17 protein-coding genes are annotated in these 16,501 nt (G+C 44.3%); 10 read left to right on the top strand and 7 right to left on the bottom strand.

What is annotated here, in order from left to right; translation table 11 throughout:
- Nucleotides 1-34: 34 nt before the first annotated feature.
- From lysA to F6K51_RS02935, 3 genes are all read left to right on the top strand, one after another.
- Nucleotides 35-1,456, top strand: a complete 1,422-nt coding sequence (gene lysA / locus F6K51_RS02925) for a diaminopimelate decarboxylase (protein ID WP_293017923.1) — start codon at nucleotides 35-37, stop codon at nucleotides 1,454-1,456.
- 162 nt (nucleotides 1,457-1,618) lie between these two features.
- Nucleotides 1,619-2,539, top strand: a complete 921-nt coding sequence (gene cdaA / locus F6K51_RS02930; protein WP_293017924.1) for a diadenylate cyclase CdaA — start codon at nucleotides 1,619-1,621, stop codon at nucleotides 2,537-2,539.
- Nucleotides 2,540-2,544: 5 nt separating this feature from the next.
- The gene (locus tag F6K51_RS02935) at nucleotides 2,545-3,285 is read left to right on the top strand and encodes an isoprenyl transferase (protein WP_293017925.1); all 741 of its coding nucleotides are present in this window, start codon (nucleotides 2,545-2,547) and stop codon (nucleotides 3,283-3,285) included.
- Nucleotides 3,286-3,461: 176 nt separating this feature from the next.
- Here F6K51_RS02935 and F6K51_RS02940 read toward each other — a convergent pair whose 3' ends face one another.
- The 4 genes from F6K51_RS02940 to F6K51_RS02955 form a co-directional block, all read right to left on the bottom strand.
- Nucleotides 3,462-3,734 carry a DUF3143 domain-containing protein gene (locus tag F6K51_RS02940; RefSeq protein WP_070395455.1) on the bottom strand — a complete coding sequence of 91 codons (273 nt, stop codon included), beginning with the start codon at nucleotides 3,732-3,734 and terminating at the stop codon, nucleotides 3,462-3,464.
- Nucleotides 3,735-3,938: 204 nt separating this feature from the next.
- Complete coding sequence (locus F6K51_RS02945) at nucleotides 3,939-4,559, bottom strand: DnaJ domain-containing protein (protein WP_293017927.1); 621 nt, start codon at nucleotides 4,557-4,559, stop codon at nucleotides 3,939-3,941.
- Nucleotides 4,560-4,777: 218 nt separating this feature from the next.
- Nucleotides 4,778-6,082: an O-antigen ligase family protein gene (locus tag F6K51_RS02950; protein ID WP_293017929.1), complete on the bottom strand. Its 1,305-nt coding sequence runs from the start codon at nucleotides 6,080-6,082 to the stop codon at nucleotides 4,778-4,780.
- Nucleotides 6,083-6,103: 21 nt separating this feature from the next.
- Nucleotides 6,104-6,946 (bottom strand): YaaW family protein, encoded by an 843-nt coding sequence (locus F6K51_RS02955; RefSeq protein WP_293017931.1) that lies wholly within the window; start codon nucleotides 6,944-6,946, stop codon nucleotides 6,104-6,106.
- Between the two features lie 687 nt (nucleotides 6,947-7,633).
- Here F6K51_RS02955 and F6K51_RS02960 point away from each other — a divergent pair.
- From F6K51_RS02960 to F6K51_RS02980, 5 genes are all read left to right on the top strand, one after another.
- Nucleotides 7,634-8,545, top strand: coding sequence for an acyl-CoA desaturase (locus tag F6K51_RS02960; protein WP_293017933.1), 912 nt, complete (start codon nucleotides 7,634-7,636; stop codon nucleotides 8,543-8,545).
- Between the two features lie 241 nt (nucleotides 8,546-8,786).
- Nucleotides 8,787-9,509: a pyridoxine 5'-phosphate synthase gene (locus F6K51_RS02965; RefSeq protein ID WP_293017935.1), complete on the top strand. Its 723-nt coding sequence runs from the start codon at nucleotides 8,787-8,789 to the stop codon at nucleotides 9,507-9,509.
- Between the two features lie 22 nt (nucleotides 9,510-9,531).
- Entirely contained in the window at nucleotides 9,532-9,855 is a 324-nt protein-coding gene (locus tag F6K51_RS02970) for an MgPME-cyclase complex family protein (protein WP_075903987.1), read from the top strand.
- A 54-nt stretch (nucleotides 9,856-9,909) separates the two neighbouring features.
- Nucleotides 9,910-10,560: a hypothetical protein gene (locus tag F6K51_RS02975; protein WP_293017937.1), complete on the top strand. Its 651-nt coding sequence runs from the start codon at nucleotides 9,910-9,912 to the stop codon at nucleotides 10,558-10,560.
- A 168-nt stretch (nucleotides 10,561-10,728) separates the two neighbouring features.
- Entirely contained in the window at nucleotides 10,729-12,054 is a 1,326-nt protein-coding gene (locus F6K51_RS02980) for a transposase (protein ID WP_293017993.1), read from the top strand.
- Nucleotides 12,055-12,082: 28 nt separating this feature from the next.
- Here F6K51_RS02980 and F6K51_RS02985 read toward each other — a convergent pair whose 3' ends face one another.
- From F6K51_RS02985 to folD, 3 genes are all read right to left on the bottom strand, one after another.
- The gene (locus F6K51_RS02985; RefSeq protein WP_293017938.1) at nucleotides 12,083-12,538 is read right to left on the bottom strand and encodes a divergent PAP2 family protein; all 456 of its coding nucleotides are present in this window, start codon (nucleotides 12,536-12,538) and stop codon (nucleotides 12,083-12,085) included.
- Nucleotides 12,539-12,755: 217 nt separating this feature from the next.
- Nucleotides 12,756-13,685: a geranylgeranyl diphosphate synthase CrtE gene (gene crtE, locus F6K51_RS02990; RefSeq protein WP_293017940.1), complete on the bottom strand. Its 930-nt coding sequence runs from the start codon at nucleotides 13,683-13,685 to the stop codon at nucleotides 12,756-12,758.
- Between the two features lie 505 nt (nucleotides 13,686-14,190).
- Nucleotides 14,191-15,054, bottom strand: coding sequence for a bifunctional methylenetetrahydrofolate dehydrogenase/methenyltetrahydrofolate cyclohydrolase FolD (gene folD / locus F6K51_RS02995; RefSeq protein WP_293017941.1), 864 nt, complete (start codon nucleotides 15,052-15,054; stop codon nucleotides 14,191-14,193).
- Nucleotides 15,055-15,253: 199 nt separating this feature from the next.
- Between folD and F6K51_RS03000 the strand changes: the two genes are divergently transcribed.
- Together F6K51_RS03000 and F6K51_RS03005 are read left to right on the top strand one after the other, a co-directional pair.
- Nucleotides 15,254-15,706, top strand: coding sequence for a hypothetical protein (locus tag F6K51_RS03000; RefSeq protein ID WP_293017942.1), 453 nt, complete (start codon nucleotides 15,254-15,256; stop codon nucleotides 15,704-15,706).
- Nucleotides 15,696-16,136, top strand: a complete 441-nt coding sequence (locus F6K51_RS03005; protein WP_293017944.1) for an NUDIX hydrolase — start codon at nucleotides 15,696-15,698, stop codon at nucleotides 16,134-16,136. Before F6K51_RS03000 ends, F6K51_RS03005 begins: the two co-directional genes overlap by 11 nt.
- The last annotated feature ends 365 nt before the right edge of the window (nucleotides 16,137-16,501 follow it).

Genomic DNA, 16,501 nt, shown 5'->3' on the forward strand with positions numbered 1-16,501 from the left:
AACTGTAAAGCAAAATCAGGAAAATAATTACATAATGCTATCGACTCAACCCACTCAGGTTCAGAATTCAGGGCTTCAGTATCTCAATTCATCTATCACTCCAGACCCAAACAATGGTGGGTCAAACCCCTCACCGAATCAGAAACTGCTCCCTCTAACCGCCAAAGTTAACAGCCGTGACTGCTTGGAAATTGGTTGTTGCGATGTGACGACTCTAGTCGAGCAATTTGGCTCCCCCCTTTACATTGTGGACGAAGTAACCTTTAGAACTGCTTGTCATCAGTATCGGGAAGCCTTTGCTAACTACTACCCCGGAGAATCTCTAGTCCTCTACGCTTCTAAAGCCTGGAATTGTTTAGCAATTTGTGCGATCGCAAACTCTGAAAGCCTCGGAATCGATGTGGTTTCTGGTGGTGAACTCTACACTGCTCTACAAGCTGGTGTTAGTGCTGACAAACTCTATTTCCATGGCAATAATAAATCTACTAGTGAACTGGAACTAGCTACCGAGAGTGGCTGCACCATCGTAGTGGATAACTGGCTGGAGTTAAAAGCCCTGGCTTCGTTACCACAAGAGAGTATCCGGATCATGATTCGATTGACCCCAGGGATCGAGTGTCACACCCACGATTACATTCGCACTGGTCACCTAGACAGTAAGTTTGGCTTTGATCCCGATACCTGGGATGAAGTTTTTACCTTTATCAGTCAACACCCAACCCTCAACTTTGTTGGTTTACACGCCCACATTGGCTCTCAGATTTTTGAGAGGCAACCCCATCAAGATCTGGCGAAAGTGCTAGTGGAGTGTATTGTTAAAGCGGCTGACTACGATTTGCGAGTAGAACAGATCAATGTAGGAGGAGGCTTAGGGATTTGTTATCTAGAATCCGATGACCCTCCTACTATTGATGATTGGGTCAAGGGAGTCTGTGACTCCGTTGTTGCTGCTTGCACTTCTCGGCAACTCGTCCTACCGAAACTGCTATCGGAACCCGGGCGTTCCATTGTTGGTCCAGCCTGTGTCACCGCCTACACTCTGGGGAGTTCTAAAGTCATCCCCGAAATCCGGACTTACTTGACAGTTGATGGAGGTATGTCAGATAATCCGCGTCCGATTACCTACCAATCCGTTTATCGCTCTGTGATTGCCAACCGGATGTCAGCTCCCCTAACCGAAAAAATCACAATTGCTGGTAAACATTGTGAATCAGGGGACATTTTGATTAAAGATGCTACCTTACCTCAAACTCAGCCAGGAGATATTTTGGTGGTAATGGCTACTGGTGCCTACAATTACAGCATGGCATCTAATTACAATCGGTTACCCAGACCAGCAGCAGTTTTAGTCAAGGACGGAGAAGCCCAGGTGATTGTGCAGCGGGAAACTTACCAAGATTTAATTCGCCTAGATCGTTTGCCCGAACGACTCAGACCCAGAGCAGAAATTAGCTAAAAGCTAAAAGCTAAAAGCTAAAAGCTATTGGTTGTTGGTGGTTGACTTTTGGCTAACCGCCAATCATTAACCATTAACTTTTTAAGAGCTAATCACTTAGCTGACGCTAAAATCAAGCCAGTTCGACTCCATCTCCATCCTTAATTCTTTCCTGAACGTTCAATGCCTCCGTTGCCGGGTCCTGTTACTGACCATAGCTGGGCTCAGTCATTGTTGCTTCACAGCATCGATGTTGGGTTGGTTCTAGCCCTTACTTATCTTGTGCTCCTCATCATTGGGGAGCGCCGCACCTTATGGATGGTGCGAGGGCTAATTGTCCTGATGTTAGCCGCAGCAGTAAGTAATAGGTTAGGGTTGACGCTATTGAGTTTTGTGCTAGAAAAGTTGGTGGTTGGCTCAGCTGTGGCAATGGCTGTCATCTTCCAGTCAGAGTTTCGTAGATTTCTTGAACAGTTAGGTCGAGGAGAGATTGTGCAGTTGTTTCAAGGACAACGACGTCCCACTCCTAAGCCTGACAGTGTAATCAATGAAATCGTAGACGCGGTCAAAGAGTTGTCTCAAAATCGAGTTGGCGCTTTGATAACTTTAGAAACCAATGGTCCAATTGATGAGCGGGATGTTTCTGTACCGGGTGTTCAGCTAAATGCTGAAATTTCTAAAGAACTACTGCAAACCATTTTCCAAACAACTACGTTGTTACACGATGGAGCGGTATTAATTCGTGGCTCTCGGGTTGTAGCTGCGGGGGTAATTTTGCCTCTTTCTGAGCGCACAGCCTCTCGGAAGCTGGGGACCCGCCATCGGGCTGCGATGGGAATTACAGAACGTGTCGAAAATTGCCTTTGTATTGTTGTATCTGAAGAGACGGGTTCAATTTCTTTGGCGGAAAAAGGAGGATTGTACCGACCACTAACTAGCACGAGACTCAAACAATTGCTAGAGGAACGATTTTCCCCAGTCGTGGATCGTGAGGTAGTTGCTCCAGGTCTACGCAACCTAGGTCGCCAATTCAAGTCCCAGGGACGGGTGCTAGTTTCACGTTTCCTCCGTCTTCCATCATCAACGTCTCAAGAGAAAAAATAACTGCTATGCAAACTATCCTAAACAAATTACCAAGCGACCTTTCACCAGACCGTTTGCCTAGGCATGTGGCAGTGATTATGGATGGTAATGGTCGTTGGGCAAAACGCCGGGGACTACCTCGAGTTATAGGACATCGGCAAGGGGTGGAGGCTCTCAAAAAACTACTTCGTTGTTGTGATGATTGGGGAATCAAAGCCCTTACCGCCTATGCATTTTCTACAGAAAACTGGGGACGCCCCTTAGAAGAGGTGGAGTTTCTGATGACCTTGTTTGAGCGGGTTTTGGCTAGAGAACTTCAAGAAATGATGGAGGAGAATGTTCGGATTCAGTTTGTGGGAAATTTGACCGCCTTACCGCAATCGTTGCAAGCACAAATTGAGCATTCTATGAATGAAACTCTCAATAATACTGGCATTCAGTTTACTGTGGCTACTAACTACGGGGCCCGCCAGGAAATTATACAAGCCTGTCGAGCCATTGCTACTCAGGTCCAACTTGGTCACATCCAACCAGATGACATTGACGAAGCCCTATTTTCACGCCATCTCTACACTGCCAATATCTGTGACCCAGACTTGCTAATTCGCACTAGTGGGGAAATGCGCTTGAGCAATTTCCTACTTTGGCAAATGGCTTATGGGGAACTTTACATCACAGATACCCTATGGCCGGATTTTGACCGTGGACAGTTTCACCGTGCTTTGTCTACTTATCAGCAGCGTGAACGTCGGTTTGGAAAAGTCTAAGATAAGAATGGTGAAAGGTTTTTTAGTTGTTCGCTTTTGGCGTTCCTTGTAGGGTAGGTTTTTTAGTTGTTCGCCTAGGGAACAACCTTATAACTTTCAACCTTCTAACCTTGGCCAAAAGGCCACGCTACAAGGGACAACCTTATAACGTTCAACGACCGCAGACCCTTCACCTACTAAGGACCACAGAAAACTGCATCTTCTATATCTTTGCGGCTGAGGGAATACTTGAAAGATCGTTGAATATCTTGTCCATCTTCCCCAGACTTGACGTAGCGCACGATTAACTCCTCTACCTCAAGGCAAAGTTCTGCTTTCCAGGTAGGTCGATCAACACGCCAGCAATGTAGATCATTACTGTCTTGTTCACATCCTAGTATTTTCAGCCACCTCTCTATTTCAGGTAGAGGGTGGTTATACAAGGGGGTATCACCTGGCGGAAGTGTCATATCGAGTCCGATTAACTATTTATAATTCTTGGTGGTACATCAGTAGAAAATTGAACATTGTCAATGGTCACGTGACAATTTTCAATTAACAATTAAGACAATTAACATTTAAGACAATTAACATTTATGGGATAAACCCTATTATAAGGGATTAACATTATAAGGGATTAAACAGACTTAATATTATAAGTTATTCTTGATCAGTTATTCTGAGAGATGGGTTATCTGGGGATTTTGGGCTGATTGGTTATTAACCGGTATTTGACTATCCAAATTATCAGGTTTCGCCTGTTGAATAAAATTAATCTCGGGTAAGGTAAGCAAATCATTGCCACTGGGTTTAGAAATTAGCAGAGCAGATTCACCTTGGGTTAATCCAATCGCTATGGCTAGTAGTAAGCAGCCTAAAAAGGTTAGTCCTAAAATGAATAAGACAAAAATCTCCCCAGCTGAAAGGGGGCGGTCAGTGGGATCAAGGTAAGCTGAGGACGAGGAGCTTGGTGGCTTTTGATTAACTGGATTGTTTAAACTAGGGGGTGGCTGAATCACATTGAGGCGGGAATAACCAATTTTTTGGTCATAGATTGCTCGTCGCTCTGGATTACTCAGGGTAGCATAGGCTTGGTTCAGCTTTTGGAATTTAATCGTGGCAGTTTCAGTGGGTAAGTCGGTTGTATCAGGATGATAGCGCTTACTGAGTTGCCGATAGGCACGTCGGATAGCTATGGGTGATGCACTAGGGTGCAATCCCAGTATTTCGTAATAAGTCGTGGAGTTTGGGCTTTCGCGATTCCTAATGTTTTGTCTGACCCGATCTTGTGCCACTGCAGTTTTATCCTAACTGGTTAGACAACGCTTTCGATTATTGTGACATTTGGAAGGAGCCTGATCCTTTAATCATCCCACAAAATCCGACAATTTCGGTAAACTAAGCTTAACTTCACCTATTCTAGGCAACATGGTAACGGTTATCCTGACTCGTGCTTAGACGACTCCTTTTCAACTAAGGTTTAGCTAATTGCAATATCAAGAACTAAATTAGGTTAAATGTGACACGCCACGCCACGAATTGCTGACAACAACAGCCACCCCAAGGTATTAACCCGAAAATCAAACAGAGTTACATCCAGCAGATTGAATAGAGTACAGCTGCCAAAAGCCACCAGATAACTGAACAGAATTAAGTTGTCTTGATGCCAATCTTGTCTAGTGGTAGGGGTCGCAACGGTTGACCAAACCCTTAATAGTTGGATACCTTGTACTATAATCCAGGCAACTAAGCCACTCAACATCAGTGTGCCTGGGATGCCAGTTTCAGCAGTCAACATTAGAGGTAAATTATGGGGATGACCAAGCCAGACTTCCATTTGTGACTGGTAAAGAGGAGTGAAATTGCGTAACCCCCAACCCAACCAGGGACGTTCCTGAATCATGGACCAAGTAAATTTCCACTGGGTTGTCCTCAAGGTAGCGATGGGTCGGTCGGGATACAACTGGTCAGACAATCGCATCCAAAAGTATGCTGGGACAATACTACGCAGCCATTGACGCCCTAGGATTGGACCAAATGATGCCCACAGAATACTACCAACAGCAGCAGTAACTGCTGTCACCAGCCAGTACCAACCTAAGTAAAGGGCAAAGGCAAGGCAAGCCAAAACAGCGATTATCCAAGCATTGCGGGAGTTGGTCAAAACTAATGCGATCGCATTACCGATCACCACCACACTCAAGAACAACAGCGGATAATCGAATCGATGCCAGCTCCAACCCCTAGCTTGAAACCTCTCAATCCACAGCCCTATTCCTAAAATTAATGGTATTTGTAGATAAGCGGCTAGGATATTGGCATACGAAAACACTGAATCCATCCGATCTGGAGGATTACCGTTAGCTACCAAGGTTGAACCAAAGACTAGTGATAATACTTTTGGGCTAGTCCAACCCAAAACCATCTGAGCAAAACCCAGTATAGTTACTGCTAGGGAAGGAATAACTAGAATCCAGGCTAATTGCCTCAGCTGTGCTGGGGTTTTGATGAGGGTAGAGAAAGCAGCGAAAACGGCGAAGAAGGGGATAAAATTCCCTAAACCTAGGAACGCTTCTGTGGGGTTAAAGGCTAAGCTAGCAGTAATGAGCAACCAGATACTCAAAATAGCCAAGCCCCAGTTTAGGGGTTTTGAGATCATACTGGCGTAATTTTGCCGCCAAGTATCTCCCACAGCTAGAACTAACCCCACTGCCCCTAAAGCTGGAAACAGGGGAAAGATAAGAGTTCCCAGCTTAGCGCAGTTCCAACCTATTTGTAGGTGATTGTCTGAATGTCTATTCTTTCCCAATCTAGCCACTAAGCATTACTATGAATAAATCTAAACTGGTTCCCAGCACTCAGCACGAGTCAGGCGGATTTGTGCTAAGGTTAAGATTGTTGGAATAATCCGACCGTAGTTGGTTGCGATCGCTCTCCAGCCTAAGTCAACAAAGAAATAGCTCCACATGATCGGACCTAGGCAGGCAAAAACACTCCTAGTAACTCCATAACGAGCAGCACTTAGTGCCATTCCCTGTCGTGCTGTTTGTAGTGTAAAGTAGTTCTGAAACTGAGCTGCTGCTGCCAAACCTCCCTTCACTAGGGCTTGTTTAGCAACCTGATAGCGAGCGAAATGTAGGGCAAACTGGCGTGCAACCTGTTGTAGTATTATTGGCTTTAGAATCGAGGTCAATGCTAGGGCGCTACCACCTTTGAGTAAAAACTCGATAGGGTTGTGCTGGATTTGTACAGGTAAGGGTTCAGGGAGTTTTGACTTAGCTAAGCATTTCTGTACCTGTACTGTTAGGGATTGCTGCTCTTGGGTTGGTAAGCGTTTCCAGGTTTTCTCCATGAGGTGAAGAAATATTTCTGCTTCCAAGTCAGTTGTAGTCAGACGTTGAGAGTAAGGAATTTTGAGGTAACGACAAACTTGAATCAGGGCTTGTCGGTAGGTTACTTCCCTCGTCCGTCCCTTGAGTACTGTTACTCCATCTGCTGCCAAGAAGCGAAATCGCTCTTCCAGGGAATCCAACCAAGCTTCACGGTTTTGGCTTTGGATATCGATTGGCTCAGGGAGCTGAAGGTAATCTAAGGGATTAAACCTACGACAGAATAGAATGTCTGTCACTTGTTGTAACTCTTCAACGGTTGCTAACTCTAACGCAGTTCTCAGCTCATCCAACGTTCTTCCCTCCACAACCCCGTTTTTTGTGCTGTCCTCTATTCTACTCCTATCAGTTTTATAGTAGGAGTTTGAATCTACTTTGATGTAGTAAGCTGTTAGGCATTTGGCAGCTATGCTGAAGCGACGGGTTGGCCTTTATGGGGGGGGGATTTGTCCCACTCGCGCTTTGCATCAAGACACGGACAAGAGTTTCAGCTTTTTTTTTGATTTAATAAAGCAATGCAGTCGGCTCCACTAGGACAAGGAGGGAATAAGGGAATTCCCGCCATGGGATTCTTGGGTATTGGCAGGTTTTAGAGGTGCAACTATTAGCCTTATAGCTATCTAAACCTTGTCAAACATTATCCACTGTTTTATAATGAAATAAGTTAGTAACTTGTTTAACTTCGGAACACTACCGCCCAACGAAGAACTAAAAGCTTTGGCAGCTGGTCGTAAGTTAAGCGACGTAAAATAATGGACTGAGTGAAGTTACAGTGCGGTTTGAGAGTAGGCAGCAGAGCCTCCATTAAGAAAATTAGCGCAATGCTTTTGGCATTGCTTTGTCGGCAACAACCATTAGTTAAAACTAATGCTATACCATCGTCCTATCTGCTTGTGAGTAGGTTTGTACAGGTTAAATGTTGCACAAGCAATCGGATATGCTTAGTTTTGGTGTATTAGTATTTTATTGAAACAACACAAGTGTCAATCTCTTCATCTACTTCCCCAGAAGTTAGCACACTCCAGAAAACTTTAGTTACTATCGTTATCGCCATCTCCCCTTTGGGAGTAATTGCTGCGATAGTAGTTATGTTCCTTGAGAAACTGAACGTCCAGCCTCTCGATATTGGTCTTTTTCTCGGGATGTACATCCTGAATTTTATCGGGATTACCGTCGGGTATCACAGGCTTTTTAGCCATCGTGCCTTTCAGACTGGACCATTTATAAGGGCATTCTTAGCCATTGCTGGATGTATGGCAGCTCAAGGACCAGTAACTAGCTGGGTTCACCATCATCGCTGCCATCATATTTACTCTGACCAAGACGGAGACACTCACTCACCCCATCTTCACCAGGGAGGATTTTGGGGATTTATCCAAGGGTTTTGGCATTCCCATATTGCTTGGATTGTGAATGTGGATTGGCAGCCTCCCTATAAGTATGCTCCTGACCTAATCAAGGACAAGCTGATCCGAAGAATAGACAACCTCTACGTCTTTTGGGTATTGCTTTCCCTGTTAATTCCTGGTTTCCTGGGTGGAGTCTTGACTGGTTCTGTATCAGGAGTCTTAGGTGGTTTAATCTGGGGCGGAGCATTTCGGATTTTTCTGGTCCGTCAAATCACCTTTTGTGTCAACTCAGTTTGCCACCTGTGGGGAAAAGAGCTGTTTACTACCTCTGATATGAGCAAGAACAATCCTATCGTCGCCATCTTGACCCTTGGTGAAGGGTGGCACAATAATCACCATGCTTTTCCCAACTCAGCAAGATTTGGACATTATTGGTGGCAACTTGACCTGGGTTGGTTCTTCATCCTGCTGCTTCAGCGCTTAGGACTAGCCTGGAATGTCAAATTACCATCAAAAGACGAACTGCAACCTAGAAGTATCTAATCCCAGGATTAAGAATTTCAGGTGAACTACCTCTCGCTGCGCACGCCCCTCGCGAGGGGCTTTCTACTTAATTGGGGACTGTCTTGTAGACCCTTGATAGACAATCTATCTAGACGTTACCTCTCCCTGTTAAACTAGAAAAGGCTATGTTGCTCAAAGCTAAGGTTTTAAAGCCTTGGAGTTTAAGAGCAAGCTGCGCTATGGTCGTGGCTAGGATGTCAAATCCAGGAGAAAAACATTAGTGCTAACACTGGGCGTAAATATTGACCATATTGCCACAATTCGTCAGGCGCGGCGCACTGTAGAACCTGACCCAGTGGCAGCAGCGGTGTTGGCAGAGCTTGCTGGTGCGGATGGCATCACCGCACATCTAAGAGAGGACCGACGTCACATTCAACAGAGGGACATTGCTCTGTTGAGACAAACGGTGCGAACTCATCTGAATTTGGAAATGGCACCTACCGATGAAATGGTAGCGATCGCTCTAGAGGTTAAACCCGATTACGTTACCCTCGTACCAGAAAAACGAGAAGAAGTGACTACCGAGGGAGGGCTAGATGTAGCAGGGCAAATGCCTCGCCTTAGTGAGGTTGTAGCCCAGTTACAGAGCGCTGGTATTCCCGTTAGCTTATTTATAGACGCTGATCCTGCCCAAATCGATGCTTCTGCTCAAACAAAAGCTAAATTTATTGAGCTGCACACGGGGAGTTATGCAGAAGCTACTAATGAAGTCAGTCAGGCTAAAGAATTAAAAGTTTTGGCCTCCGGATGCCAACAAGCGATTGCTGCTGGCTTACGAGTCAATGCTGGTCATGGTCTTACCTACTGGAATGTTTACCCGGTTGCTTGTATCGAAGGTATGGAAGAACTCAATATTGGTCATAGCATCATTGCTCGGGCATCTCTGGTGGGTATAGAACGGGCGGTCAGAGAAATGAAACAAGCGATGCAAGGTAAATTTTGAGCTTTCCTCAGTAACTGAAACTATGCAAACTTACTACTACGTTTTAGCCAGTCAAAAGTTCCTTGAAGAAGAACCATTGGAGGAAGTACTTCGGGAACGTACCAGGCACTACCATGAACAGGAAAAAGAAATAGACTTTTGGTTAGTCAACCAGCCAGCATTCTTGGAAAGTTCCCAAATGTCCCAGGTCAAGCAGGAATGTCCGCAACCAGCAACGGCGATAATTTCTACTAATCCTAAGTTCATCACCTGGTTAAAGCTGCGCCTAGAATTTGTCAAAACTGGTGAATTTCAGGCACCATCAGATAGTATACCTGACCCTCTAGCGTCTCTGGCATCAGTTTGATGGTTAGTTTTTTGCTTCCAAGACAGTGGCTATAGGTCTACTTTCTAATCATCTATGACCAGGGAAACAATACAGTTTATTTTACAAATTTTCTCGATAGCACTGGCTGCTTTAGTTGGTGGTGTCTTTGATTCGGTTTATGCTCAACCAATAACTCCTCAATGCCAACCACCACAAAACGGCGAGTACATTTTGTTAGTGCTTAGCCGAATTAGGAAAAATCACGAACAAATTCAAAGAATTTTACCCAATAGCGCAAAAACTGATTTTTGTCAATATTTGGAAGACACAGTAACTCGGGTTGGCGGTTTCAGAGGCATTAACGATGCTAAAGATTGGGCACGCTATCTGGATCAGGTAGTGGGATACTCAGCTTTTGTAGTTCAATCTCCACCGTCAAGCCAACCTAGTACTACTATACAGCCTACTAATAGAGGTTATACTCCTCAGGGATTGGGTGATGGTTATGCAGTTCTGGTGGACTACTTCAATCAACCAGAAATGGCATCCCGACTAGAGCAACTACTGGGCGTCAATGTTGGCTTGGTTTCTTATGCTCAGCGACCTTACTTACTGACAGTACACACAACTAGTGAAACCCAAGCTAACTCAATCTTAAGGCGACTGAGCGCAGGGGGGTTTTGGGCAATGGTTGTTGATAGTCGCCGAGTTACCCTACTAAAACGTAAGGTGGTTCGCTTTTAACTAGTTCCGTTTGAACTAGGTAATGGCAAATTACTAATTAAAATTACCAAGAAGCGATGGTGAAAGCCCCTGTCTTTTTTGAAGCAGGGGATGAAACCGAGCGAGCCGTCACAGCAGACACATTTATGTGTCCTGTTTATAGTATAATCAGCAATTAGCGAGGAGGTGATGCCAGTGTACGGCTGTCAGCAAGTTTTATTGAGTCCAGATCTTGAGTTATTGGCGATTCTCAACTTTTTATGCACACAATCCCAGAGATTGACAAACATGGGAATCTACTTTGCCCGTCAACTCTACTTTAAAGCCAATCGCTACATCAGCAAGTTTGAGCTAGAAAAAGAATACAAGCCCAATCGTCACTATCAGGCACTTCACTCCCAAGCAGCACAACAAATACTTCGTTCGGTCTACGAGTCCTTTAAATCCTACAAAAGGCTGCAGGACGCATACCGAGAAGGAAAGATTGAGAATAGACCAAGACTACCCAAATATAGAAAAAAAGGAGGTTTGGCATTAGTTAGTTATCCAAAGCAAGCCTTAAGATTAATAGATGGAACCATAAGAATACCATTGGGCAGACAGGTAAAATCCTGGTTTGGCATTGATAGTTTTAGGTTGCCGATGGCGAGCAACCTGGAATTTGATGACATCAAAGAATTAAGAATACTGCCAAGAAATAAGTGTTTTTATGTAGAGTTTGTTTATCAAAAAGAAATAGAAACGCCCAGTGGTGAACCCGAGAATGTACTTGGGATTGACCCGGGATTGGATAACTGGCTAACCTGTGTTTATAATGTAGGAACTAGCTTTATTATTGATGGCAAGCACATCAAATCGATGAATCGTTGGTATAACAAACAGATCTCAACAATCAAAGAAGGCAAGCCACAAGGGTTTTGGTCTAATAAATTAGCTACGATCACCGAAAAACGTAACCGTCAGATGCGCGATGGAATTAACAAAGCCGCCAGACTAGTTATAAAACATTGCTTAGAAAATAAAATCGGTCGGGTCGTTTTTGGTTGGAATAAAGGAAACAAAAACTCGATCGAGTTAGGAAAAAAAACTAACTCGGAATTTGTGCCAATACCTACAGCTAGACTGAAAGAGAGAATAGCCGGGCTTTGTGAACAGTATGGAATCGAGTTCATAGAAACAGAGGAAAGCTATACCAGTAAAGCATCGTTCTTAGATGGTGACTATCTGCCTAATTATGGTGAAAAACCCAATGATTGGAAACCGTCAGGGAGAAGAACGAAGCGCGGTTTATACCGAACCGCAATGAATTGGTATGTCAATGCGGATTGTAACGGTTCTGCCAATATAATACGCAAAGTAAGCAGAACGCTAGGTATTAGCCTAGACCGACTGGGTAGGGGCGTTTTGACTCGTCCCCACAGGGTATTCCTGTGGTCAGCTAATAAGAAAACAGTGTGGAGTGATGCGGATTCATCCCATCACGAAACATCCTTATTAGAATCCCCCGTCTTTTAAGCGGGGGAGTAGTCAACAATTAACACGATCAATAAGCCGTTGCTGCTATGCAAGAAATAGCGATACCTAACACCAAACCAACAAGCACCTGAAAGGGTGTATGACCTAATAATTCCTTAAGGCGGTCTTCTTTCAACTCTTTGTCTTCGCTAAACAACTCATCGATAATTTGGTTGAGAATTCGAGCTTGCTTACCGGCAGCTTGCCGGACACCAGCAGCATCATACATGACTATGATCGCAAACACTAAAGCGATCGCAAACTCTGGAGAAGCCCATCCTACTGTTTGTCCTACACCAAATGCCAAGGCAGTGACGAATGCTGAGTGAGAACTAGGCATTCCACCAGCAGTCATCAGTACCCGAAGATTAGGTTTGCGATTTTTGGTTAGATCAACCAAAAACTTAAATAGTTGAGCCACCAGACAAGCAATGAGCGCAACCAGCAACACCTGGTTGTTTAGGATGTCGCTAAAGTCCTGCATAATTATTTACTTTAAATTGGTCATTGGTCATCGATAACTCAGCATTGGGGAAACGATGAAGTATGAAGGATCAAGTATGAATTATGAAGTATGTTCCCCGGATAGCGTCCCTTCTATGGTATAATTAAGGATGAAGTTTGTTTTTGGTGTTCCTGTAGGCTAGGATTAAAGACTTCATCCTTTAACTTTCGTTGGCCTTACCCCAATACCAAGTACCTTAATGAGTGCGATTCACAATAAAGTCAGCGATCGCAATCAGGGGTTGAGCCTTTTCCCCAAAGGATTCCATTTGAGCTTTTGCCTCATTCACCAGCTCCTGGGCTTTTGTTTTTGATGCCTCTAGCCCCAAGAGACTAGGATAAGTTGCCTTTTGTGCTTTAACATCCTTACCTGCTGTTTTACCCAGTTCCTCCTGAGTAGCAGTGATATCTAGGATGTCATCGACAATTTGAAATGCTAAACCAATATTTTGGGCATATTTGGAAAGCTTTTGTAAGTTAGTTGTCGTTGCCCCTGCCAATATTCCACCACAAACTACACAGGCTTCTAGCAAAGTACCAGTTTTATGAGTATGGATAAAGGTGAGGGTTTCTTCTTTAATATCCAACTTACCTTCTGATTCGAGATCAAGCACTTGACCCCCAACCAATCCCGATGCCCCGACTGCTCTACCCAACCAAGCAACTACCTGCAAAACTTGGGGAGCTGGTACATTTTTAGTTTGAGCCGCCGCATATTCAAATGCATAAGCTAATAAACCATCACCTGCGAGGATGGCAATGTCCTCACCAAACACTTTGTGGTTAGTTAGTTTACCCCGACGGTAATCGTCATTGTCCATTGCTGGTAGGTCATCATGAATCAATGACATGGTATGGATCATTTCCAGAGCGCAGGAGGTTGGCATTGCCATCTCCACTGTGCCACCCATCAGTTCACAGGTAGCTAGGCACAGAATCGGGCGCAAGCGTTTACCTCCAGCCAAAAGAGAATAACGCATTGCTTCGTAAATTTTGTCGGGCTCCATTCGGGGCAGAGCCTGGTCTAAAGCTGACTCAATTAGAGCCTTTCGGTCTTTTAAGTAAGTTACTAAGTCTAAACTTGGGGATTCCCTCTTGGGGGTAGGTCGCCCCTCCGTCGCTACCATGCCTTGATTCCTTGATTATCTGATTCCTCTAACAATTTTACGGGGCTGGGGGTCTTCTTGAAACTCCCTTGTCTAATTCTTGTGCTTCTCGTTTGATGGACAAAACTCTTTAGAGCTGATTTGTAAACTCGCTGTAATCCTTGTAGGATAAGGCTTGCGCTCAACTAGAACAATTGAACTATTTAATAACTAAAAGACAATCATAGCAAGGCTTTCAAGCTTCTTAATATTTACTTTACAAATTAGCTCTTACTGATGCTACTTAGGATTGTCGAGTTTTGAAATTTATTAGTGGCGCTAAACTAAAGTCTATCCCTGTCAATCCCCACATTTAATATGTTCTTAAACAAAAAACACAGATTTTTAATATTTTTATATCTTATAGCTTTAAGTTTTTTTAATTATTTCTTTTGTTGACCTAGCTGGCTGTGAACTGAAATTATTTTAATCATCAACAACGGTTTAATTGATTGATTGTTATCAATCTTCACGAGAGCAAAACTGTTCAAGAATACCTCTTTGTATAACTAAGGATTGTATTATTTAGTAGCATAGCCACTGTCATCGGTCCGACGCCACCAGGGACAGGGGTAATATATCGGGCAGTTTCCTGAACAGAGTCAAAGTGGACATCTCCCACAAGACGAGATTTTTCTTGTTGATCACTAACGCGATTAATACCAACATCAATTACGACAGCTCCTGGTTTTACCATGTCACTGGTAATCAGTTGAGGTCGTCCCACAGCTGCTACCAAAATATCAGCTCGACGTGTCAGCTCCCCCAGATCTTGGGTGCGCGAATGAGCAATTGTTACTGTAGCGTTGGCTTCTAGTAGCATCAGTGCCAGAGGTTTACCTACTAAAATACTACGTCCTACCACTACTGTCTGTTGACCAGACAAATTAATCTGGTACTCTTGCAACAGGTGCATGATGCCTGCTGGTGTACAGCTACGTAAACCAGGCTCTCCCCTGAGCAGACGACCTAGATTAACAGGGTGTAATCCATCAACATCTTTATCCGGATGGATTTGGTGCAGTAATGAAACAGCATCTAGGTGTTCGGGTAAGGGCAGCTGGAGCAGAATTCCATCTACACGCTGATCTTGATTGAGGGCGTTAATGGTTTCCTCGAGTTCTGCTTGGGACGTGTTACTGGGAAAATGACGACCAAAAGAAGCAATGCCCACTTTAGCACAGGCACGCTCTTTATTACGAACATAGGCAGCGCTAGCCGGGTTGTCACCTACCATCAACACTGCTAATCCAGGTGGTCGTCCATGTTTCAACATCAGCTTCTTTGTCTGTTCTTGCAGCTGGGTCTGAATTTTTTTAGCTATGGTCTTACCATCGAGTATGTTGGTCATTGGTCAATTGGGTTAAACAGTGTAGACGGGTGTACAGATGCTGCTTACTTGGGTTAGAACATTGTAGATGCTGTAGATGCATGGAGCGATTTACTTGAGGCTGGGGAACGAACATTCAAGTTTCAACCTACTTCCTTTTTCACTCCTCCAAACAGAGTTAATTGGCAACTGACAACTGAAAACATCATAGGATTTCAATATGCCAACTAAGTATTGGTCAACTCTTTTACCGTTTTGGGTTTTACTTGTAGGAGCAGGGACTGTTGGCTGTAGTCCCTTAGCCCATAATGGCATTCATCAGCTTAATATTAGCTACCCTGGTGTAAAGGTCACGAAAATCCGTGATCTACCACAAAATCAGAATACTATCGATACAGTCTACCTTCGGGGTAAAGTTACTAATCAAGCACCACTTTTAGATGCGAATGCTTATGAACTCCAGGATGCTACTAGTACCATTTGGGTAGTCTCTCAGGGAACTTTGCCCAATATCGGTGATCAAGTCTTGATCCAAGGTAAGCCTCAATTTCAAAGCATTCCCATTGCTGGACAAGATTTGGGTGAATTATTTATTCAAGAGCTTGAGCAGCTACAACGGCAAGTCTATCAACCTAAGTCCCCCTTACTTCCAGCACCAACAGATGAGCAGTAAGCAAGTTCAAGTAGCGATCGCTATTCTATATCGGCAAGGTCAGTTCCTGATGCAGCTACGGGACAATATTCCTAGTATTCTTTACCCTGGTTTGTGGGGTTTATTTGGGGGGCACATCGAACCCGGAGAAACCCCAATCGAAGCTCTCAGGCGGGAATTGCTGGAGGAAATTAGCTATGCACTACCCTCAGCATCTTTGTTTGGCCATTATCCTGAACCCCATGTGTTCCGTCATGTTTTTGCAGTACCCCTGACCGTGGAACTCTCAGAGTTAGTGTTAGGGGAAGGCTGGGATATGGGGTTGTTGACTCCTGAGCAGATTCGCCAGGGCGAGTCTTATTCTGCCAAGGCTGGTCAGGTGCGACCCCTTGGTCCTGCTCATCAGCGTATTCTACTGGATTTTCTGGAGAAGCGATCCAGCTTAGTATAACCGTCCCTAAAAGGGACGCTTGGCCAAGAGCAACCCTCCAACCTTGGACTTCCGTCCACCCTACGGAACCTACTAACCTTGGCCAAAAGGCCACGCTACGGGAACAATCTTCAACCCTTCAGGGACAACAAGCATGCTTGTTGTCCCTGATTTGATTTTAACGATTGTTGAATTGCAATTTGATGGCTCTTCCGTACTTGTTATGCTAAATAAACACTTTGGCAAAGGGAGCAGGGAGCAGGGAGCAGGGAGCAGGGAGCAGGGAGCAGGGTAAAGAGGCAGTATTCAGAAAATTTTATTAGTTAAATTGCCTTATAACCCTTATTCAGCAAGCTTTATGAGTTTTTTTAACTGGAAATTTAGCA

The sequence above is a fragment of the Moorena sp. SIO3I8 genome, from assembly GCF_010692325.1.
In the GTDB taxonomy this organism is placed as follows: Bacteria; Cyanobacteriota; Cyanobacteriia; order Cyanobacteriales; family Coleofasciculaceae; genus Moorena.

Excerpts from the sequence above, each read along its gene's own strand:
- lysA (WP_293017923.1), top strand. The coding sequence starts at position 35 with ATGCTATCGACTCAACCCACTCAGGTTCAGAATTCAGGGCTTCAGTAT.
- cdaA (WP_293017924.1), top strand. The coding sequence starts at position 1,619 with ATGCCTCCGTTGCCGGGTCCTGTTACTGACCATAGCTGGGCTCAGTCA.
- F6K51_RS02935 (WP_293017925.1), top strand. The coding sequence starts at position 2,545 with ATGCAAACTATCCTAAACAAATTACCAAGCGACCTTTCACCAGACCGT.
- F6K51_RS02940 (WP_070395455.1), bottom strand. The coding sequence starts at position 3,734 with ATGACACTTCCGCCAGGTGATACCCCCTTGTATAACCACCCTCTACCT.
- F6K51_RS02970 (WP_075903987.1), top strand. The coding sequence starts at position 9,532 with ATGCAAACTTACTACTACGTTTTAGCCAGTCAAAAGTTCCTTGAAGAA.
- F6K51_RS02975 (WP_293017937.1), top strand. The coding sequence starts at position 9,910 with ATGACCAGGGAAACAATACAGTTTATTTTACAAATTTTCTCGATAGCA.
- F6K51_RS02980 (WP_293017993.1), top strand. The coding sequence starts at position 10,729 with ATGCCAGTGTACGGCTGTCAGCAAGTTTTATTGAGTCCAGATCTTGAG.
- F6K51_RS02985 (WP_293017938.1), bottom strand. The coding sequence starts at position 12,538 with ATGCAGGACTTTAGCGACATCCTAAACAACCAGGTGTTGCTGGTTGCG.
- crtE (WP_293017940.1), bottom strand. The coding sequence starts at position 13,685 with ATGGTAGCGACGGAGGGGCGACCTACCCCCAAGAGGGAATCCCCAAGT.
- folD (WP_293017941.1), bottom strand. The coding sequence starts at position 15,054 with ATGACCAACATACTCGATGGTAAGACCATAGCTAAAAAAATTCAGACC.
- F6K51_RS03000 (WP_293017942.1), top strand. The coding sequence starts at position 15,254 with ATGCCAACTAAGTATTGGTCAACTCTTTTACCGTTTTGGGTTTTACTT.
- F6K51_RS03005 (WP_293017944.1), top strand. The coding sequence starts at position 15,696 with ATGAGCAGTAAGCAAGTTCAAGTAGCGATCGCTATTCTATATCGGCAA.